The organism is Natrinema soli, assembly GCF_028618695.1.
Genome location: NZ_JAQIVI010000801.1, coordinates 1 through 6,425, shown reverse-complemented (window position 1 = coordinate 6,425; position 6,425 = coordinate 1). Strand labels below are relative to the sequence as shown.

7 protein-coding genes and 1 pseudogene are annotated in these 6,425 nt (G+C 65.6%); 4 read left to right on the top strand and 4 right to left on the bottom strand.

Features of this window, described 5'->3' with window-relative positions; translation table 11 throughout:
• The coding region (locus PGX04_RS32845; protein ID WP_273742310.1) for a PDZ domain-containing protein at window positions 1-1,159 on the top strand (1,159 nt) is incomplete at its 5' end.
• Between the two features lie 169 nt (window positions 1,160-1,328).
• Here the strand turns inward: PGX04_RS32845 and PGX04_RS32840 are convergent.
• Window positions 1,329-1,853 (bottom strand): PadR family transcriptional regulator, encoded by a 525-nt coding sequence (locus PGX04_RS32840; protein WP_273742309.1) that lies wholly within the window; start codon window positions 1,851-1,853, stop codon window positions 1,329-1,331.
• 7 nt (window positions 1,854-1,860) lie between these two features.
• On the opposite strand from PGX04_RS32840, the gene PGX04_RS32835 reads away from it, so the two are divergent.
• The 3 genes from PGX04_RS32835 to PGX04_RS32825 all read left to right on the top strand — a co-directional run bounded on the left by PGX04_RS32835 (window position 1,861) and on the right by PGX04_RS32825 (window position 5,044).
• Window positions 1,861-2,064: a hypothetical protein gene (locus tag PGX04_RS32835; RefSeq protein ID WP_273742308.1), complete on the top strand. Its 204-nt coding sequence runs from the start codon at window positions 1,861-1,863 to the stop codon at window positions 2,062-2,064.
• A gap of 23 nt (window positions 2,065-2,087) precedes the next feature.
• Window positions 2,088-3,608 carry a heme-binding protein gene (locus PGX04_RS32830; RefSeq protein ID WP_273742307.1) on the top strand — a complete coding sequence of 507 codons (1,521 nt, stop codon included), beginning with the start codon at window positions 2,088-2,090 and terminating at the stop codon, window positions 3,606-3,608.
• Between the two features lie 110 nt (window positions 3,609-3,718).
• Window positions 3,719-5,044, top strand: coding sequence for a dicarboxylate/amino acid:cation symporter (locus PGX04_RS32825; protein WP_273742306.1), 1,326 nt, complete (start codon window positions 3,719-3,721; stop codon window positions 5,042-5,044).
• A gap of 38 nt (window positions 5,045-5,082) precedes the next feature.
• On the opposite strand, the gene PGX04_RS32820 is transcribed toward PGX04_RS32825, so the two are convergent.
• The 3 genes and pseudogenes from PGX04_RS32820 to PGX04_RS32810 form a co-directional block, all read right to left on the bottom strand.
• Window positions 5,083-5,268 carry a hypothetical protein gene (locus PGX04_RS32820; protein ID WP_273742305.1) on the bottom strand — a complete coding sequence of 62 codons (186 nt, stop codon included), beginning with the start codon at window positions 5,266-5,268 and terminating at the stop codon, window positions 5,083-5,085.
• Window positions 5,269-5,616: 348 nt separating this feature from the next.
• Window positions 5,617-6,000 (bottom strand): DUF5611 family protein, encoded by a 384-nt coding sequence (locus PGX04_RS32815; protein WP_273742304.1) that lies wholly within the window; start codon window positions 5,998-6,000, stop codon window positions 5,617-5,619.
• A gap of 209 nt (window positions 6,001-6,209) precedes the next feature.
• Window positions 6,210-6,425, bottom strand: a pseudogene (locus tag PGX04_RS32810) (DUF7093 family protein); the annotation flags it as partial.

Genomic DNA, 6,425 nt, shown 5'->3' with positions numbered 1-6,425 from the left:
CGCACCCGGAGCCGCCGTCGGCGGTGTGGCTCAGGACTCCCCCGCGGCCGATGCCGGCATCGAACCCAACGACCGCATCACGGCGATCAACGGCACCGCGGTCGAGGGCAACGACGACCTCGCGGATCGGCTCGAGGCCGTCGACGGCGAGCAGGTAGCCGTCGAACTCAACGGCGAGGAGACGGTGAGAGTCGACAGGTCGCTGATCGTGACCGCGGCGATGGACGACGGTCCGACGGGGCTCTCCACGGGTGATGAGATTCGCGCGGTCGACGGCCAGACCGTCGCGACCGAACGCGGCTTCTTCGACGCCGTCGGCGACGACGAACGAGTTAGCCTGACGATCGAACCCGCGGACAGTGAGGAGAGCGTCGAACGAGCGGTGACGATCGGTGCTGCCGTCTCGATCGCCGAGGGCGAGCCGCTCGAGGCCGAAACCGGCCCGACCGACGAGACGTTCGTCATCACCCGCTTCGACGGCGAGCGGGTGCACAGCTACGAGGACCTCGCTCCCCTGCTGGCGGACACCGAGCCCGGCCAGCAGGTCGAGGTGGCGGGCTACATCGGTGACGAACGACAGACGCACACCGTCACGCTCGACGAGAACCCGCGATCCGAGAGCGGGTTCCTCGGGATTCAACCGTATCCGGGAACGTCCGGCGTCGACGTCAGCGATATCGGCGTTCAACTCTATCCCGCCGACGAGTATCTGGGCCTGCTCGGCGGGGACGGCGAGACGCGCTTCGGCGGCGTCGCCGACACCTTCCTCGGAAAGATGGGGCTCGCCCTCCTGTTGCCGGTCATCGGCGTCAGCGGTGCCTTACCGTTCAACTTCGCCGGGTTCACCGGTGGGATCCAGAACTTCTACGAGGTGCAGGGTGCTCTCGGTGCGTTCGGCGACGGGACCGTCTTCCTGGTGGCGAACCTGCTGTTCTGGACCGGCTGGATCAACGTCCAGCTCGGCTTCTTCAACTGCGTCCCGGCGTTCCCGCTCGACGGCGGGCACATCCTCCGGACGAGCACCGAGGCGATCGTCTCGCGGCTGCCCATCATCGACCCGACCCGGGGGATGGTCCGTCTGGTAACGACGACGGTCGGCGTGACCATGCTCGTCAGCTTCCTCGTGATGCTGTTCGGGCCCCAACTGGTCTCGGGGTGATCGAACCGTCGCACAGCTGCGCACCGAATCGGCCGTCCCCCTCGAGTACTGCGTCGAACGGGCGCGAACTGTCGTCCCCGCATACTGTCTGCTGTAATCAGGTATCGGCGCACCCGTCTGGCGGGTCGCGAGTGTGCCGGAACTGACGGAGAGGCGACCGTCGTCCGACTCAGTCTTCCACATCGACGCCGTGGCGCTCGGAGAACTCCTCGGGCGTCGCCTCGAGGCGTTCGAACTCGGTATCGAAGTAGTGTTCGTGGTGGCGGACGACCTGTTCGACGACCCAGTGGCTGAACGCCTCGTCGAAGCGCCACTCGCCGTCCATCTCGGGGATCTCGAACCGGTCGTCCGTCGAAAAGGCCGCGTAGACGTGGAAGAAGCCGAGGATGACGTCCGCGAAGTCACGGGCCTTCTCCGAGCCGCTCTCGCGGCGCTCTTCGAGTTCGGCGAGACCGTCGTCGGTGAGTTCGAAGTACTTCCGATCGGGTTCGTCCTCGCGCTCGATGCGCTCGGCCCAGCCCTTCTCCTCGAACTTGTAGAGGATCGGATACACCGAGCCGTACGACGGCTCCCAGTGACCGCCGCTGATCTCGCGAATCTCCTTGAGGATCTCGTAGCCGTACCGGGGCTTCTCCTCGAGGAGTTCGAGCACGAGGTAGGCGATGAGTCCCTTCGGCGGCCCACTTTTCCGCATATACGTCGTGGATAAAACGGACGCACGTAAAGGGTTTCGGTCGCGCTCGAGATCGGCGGTTCGAGGTGTCGTCGACCCCGGCGGCGGTTCGAGGGGCGGCTCCGACGGCGGCGGTCCGAAGGTCGGCGGCTCCGATGGGGGCGAGTCGGCGACGGTCTCGGCCGCCGGCGCGACGTCAGCGGCGGGCTCACCGAAACCCGGTCCTTCTTAGCGATCCCGTCCCAACCGGTGAGCATGGAACGACGACGACCGCCACAGACCGAAGAGGGCTGGTACGTCCTCCACGACTTCCGGTCGGTCGACTGGGACGCCTGGCGAGACGCGCCCGAGCGGCGGCGCTCGCGAGCGATCGAGGAGGGCATCGACTACCTCGCGGCCAGCGAGGCCGTCGACGACGCTGACGAGGGCGAATCGGCGACGTTTGCGGTGCTCGGCCACAAGGCCGACCTGCTCGTGCTCCACCTGCGACCGACGCTCGCCGACATCGACACGCTCGAGCGGCGGTTCGAACACACCGCGCTCGCCGAGTTCACCGAGCGGGCCGACTCCTACCTCTCGGTGACGGAGGTCTCGGGCTACATGTCCGAGGACTACTTCGACGAGGATGCGGAGGTCGAGGACACCGGCCTGGCGCGCTACATCGAGTCGCGGCTCACGCCCGAGATTCCCGACACCGAGTTCGTGACGTTCTACCCGATGGACAAGCGTCGCGGACCGGAAGACAACTGGTACGATCTGCCCTTCGACGAGCGCGCGGAACACCTGTCTTCACACGGCGACATCGGTCGAGAGTACGCCGGCCGCGTCACGCAGATCATCTCCGGCAGCGTCGGTCTCGACGATTTCGAGTGGGGCGTGACGCTGTTCGGCGACGATCCGACCGACGTGAAGGAACTGCTCTACGAGATGCGCTTCGATCCCTCGAGTTCCCGCTTCGCCGAGTTCGGCCGATTCCTCTCGGGCCGGCGCTTCCCCCCTGAAAACCTCGGTGCGTTCCTCGCGGGCGAGCCGGTTCCACAGGAGGGCGACGCCGAGAGCGCCCACGGCGAACACGGCCACCCACACGCCGAGAGCGACTCCGGCGGCCATCATCACGGGGACTCGGACGGCCACCACGGCGGCTCCGGTGGCCACCACGGTGACGACGCAGACGGGGACGAGGACGTTCGAAGCGAACTCGAGGAACTGGGCGTCTACGCGGGCCAGCCACACGGCGAGGACGTCCACGCGGTCGTGCTCTACTCCGCGGCCGATCCCGACAAACTGTTCGAGGAGGTCGACGGACTGCGGGGGAACTTCGATCACTACGATACGCACGTGAAGACGGCGGTGTACGAACCTCGGGGCGGCGGTGATAATGCGGAGACCGCAATCGTCAGCCTCTGGGACACCGAACGCGCCGCGAACACGGCCGCCGGGTTCCTCGCCGATCTCCCCGATATCGTTCGGCAAGCGGGTGACGATGAGGGCGATTCCTGGGGCACGATGGGGATGTTCTACACGGTCAAACCCGATCACCGCGGTGACTTCACCGGCGCGTTCGAGGACGCCGCCGGCCTCCTCGCGGAGATGGACGGCCACCGCAAGACGGACCTGCTGATCAACCGCGAGGACGAAAACGACATGTTCATCGCCAGCCGCTGGGACTCCCGCGAGGACGCCATGCAGTTCTTCCGGAGCGACGCCTTCTCGGAGGCCGTCGAGTTCGGCCGCGACGTCCTCGTCGACCGACCGCGACACGTCTTCCTGGCCTGACGTTGCCGGCGCAGCCTCTCCGCCACGGGTCGCCGATCGCCCGTCACAGGAGCAGGTTACTCTCACCGGTAGCGACACGTGTTGGTAGGTCCCGTTCATAGATCAGTGCCATGAGCACAACTCAGGAATCGACGGTACGGTCCGCCTGGAACCGGTATCGGTCCGTCCCGATCGTCTACCGCATCGCGGTCGCGTTCGCACTCGGGACTGCAGTCGGCGCGATCGTCGGTGAGCGAGCCGGCGTCCTCAACCCGCTGGGCGACCTCTTCTTGCGCTTGCTCGAGATGCTGATCATCCCACTGATCGTCTTTACCCTGTTAGGCGGGATGCGCAAGCTGACACCGTCGAAACTCGGCAAGGTCGGCGGCCTCACCGTCGCTCTCTACGCTGCGACGACAGCGGTCGCGGCCGTGATCGGTCTCGCAGTCGCGAATCTGTTCAATCCGGGGACGGCCGTGGAGTTTACCGGTGGCGAGGCGCAGGAAGCACAGCCGCCGTCCGTCTCGGAAGTCGTCCTCGGCATCGTCCCGGAGAACCCGCTGGCGGCGATGGTCGAGGGAAATATCCTCGCGACGATCTTCGTCGTAATCGTCTTCGGACTGGCGCTAACGATGGTCCGCGAGTCGGCAACCGAGGATTCGATCGTGGACGCAATTGACGGCTTCTTCGCATTCGTCGACGCCGGCACCGAGGCGCTGTTCAAGATCGTCTGGGGCGTCATGGAGTACGGCGTGATCGGCGTCTTCGCGCTGATGGCGGCCGCCATCGGCACTGAAGGGCTGGGCGCGATCGTCCAGCTCGGCGCGCTCGTTGCCGTCATCGCGGTCGGGGTCACGATTCACATGACGGTTACCTATCTCGGCGTAATGACTCTGGGCATCCTCGGGAAGTCACCGCTGGCGTTCCTGCGCGGCGCGAAAGACGCCATGGTGACGGCCTTTACGATCCGCTCCTCGAGTGGTACCCTGCCGGTGACAATCGCTGATGCGGAGACAAATATGCGGATCGACGAGTCGGTCTACGGCTTCGGACTGCCCCTCGGCGCGACAATTAACATGGACGGGGCGGCGATCAGGCAGGCTGTGACGGTCGTCTTCGCCGCGAACATGGTCGGCGTCTCGTTGGGGCTGGCCGATCAGGTACTCGTCCTTGCGACTGTGATCCTGATCAGCATCGGCACAGCCGGCGTCCCCGGTGCTGGCCTGATCATGCTCACCGTCATCCTGAGCGCCGTCGGGCTTCCCCTCGAAATCGTCGGATTCGTCGCGGGCGTCGACCCGATCCTCGGCCGGATCGCGACGACGAACAACGTGACCGGCGATCTCGCCGTCGCATCGGTCGTCGGCAAGTGGACCGGTGGAATCGATCTCTCCGGGGGAGTCTGGAGCGACGGCTCGAGGACGGATACCGACCAACCCGTCTCGGTAACCGACTGAACGTAAACAACCGCGGGCACGGTGGCCCGAGGCTTTTGTTAGATCTGGCCCGACTCCGTCGAGTCGTAAAAGAAGTAAGCCGCGATTCCGGCCAGTCCGAACGCGAGCGTCACGAACGGCCACTTGCCGGGGTCGCGATCGGTCGCGAACGCGTGGACGGTGACGAAGATCGCGAACCCGATGTGGCCGACGAGCGTCGCGGCGAGAAACGCCTGAAATTCCATTACTGAGGGATTCGACGCGGCGATGAAAGCCGTTACGAAGCCATTCGTCGGAACCACAGCCACAACAGTCGGTGCCGTGGCCGGGAAGGCGGCTCACCGCACTCGCGGTGAGTCGCCTGACCCGGGGGAGGGCAGGCGGTTTACGAAACTCACCGCGAGCGAAGCCGTGCGCGGCGCTACGCGCCGCGAGAAGTCGAACGGCCGGAGGCCGTGAGACCGGCTGAGCGAGCGGGCCGACGACCGACCTGTAAGGGAGGGAGGAGTGCTTTTGATCGACCTTTTACCGAGGGACGTTGCGAGCGCGGCGCTCAGCGCCGCGTTCGCAACAGACCGCAGCGTAAAAGGTCGTTAGAAGTCGTGATCCGGGTCGTCTTCGACCGTCCGCTTCATCGATTCGCGACGTGACTTGGCGTCGCGACCGGTCGCCTCGAGCAGGAAGTCGTTTTTGGCGTCGACGGCATCGCCCGCGGCCTCGAGTTCGTCGGGGCCGAGTTCGGTGGGGTCGCGCTCGTAGAACTCGACGGCGAGTTTGTCCTTCTTGCCGGAGTACTCGATGGTGCCGACGACGACTTTCTCGAAGACGGGGTTGTCGGGTTCGCCGATGACGAAGAGATCGCTTCCCTTGTACTCCTCGGACCCCGTGATCGGACCGAAGTAGTCCTCGACGGTCGACTCCATGTCCGGAATTCGCTCCTCGAGATATTCGCCGCGGCGCATCTTGTACTCCTTCATGGATTGGGAGAAACACGGCGGACCGTTTACCTCTTTTCATAGGAAACGTTTCGGCCTGCTGATCGGTTTCGGTGCGAGAACGGATCACTGAGACGGCTGCAGTAGTATTCGAATCCGCTCCGGCCAGGACACTGACCGATCAACCGCGGACGGAGGCGCGAGTGAGCGGGGACGCAACCTCTCGAAGGTTGTCGGGGTCGTGCGGGCGACTACTGGCGCTGGCGCTCGCTGATATACCCCTTTCGACAGTCGGGGCAGATGTCGCCAGCGCGCAGCGAGCCGCCGTTGCCTGCGGTCACGTAGTCACACCGCGGGCAGTAGAACTCCGTCGGTACGTCGGTCGCGGGAGCGCCGTCGCTTTCGACGGGCGTCGCGACCGAGTTGGCCCGCTCGATACCGGTGCCCGACTCCGACGCGGCGTCGGC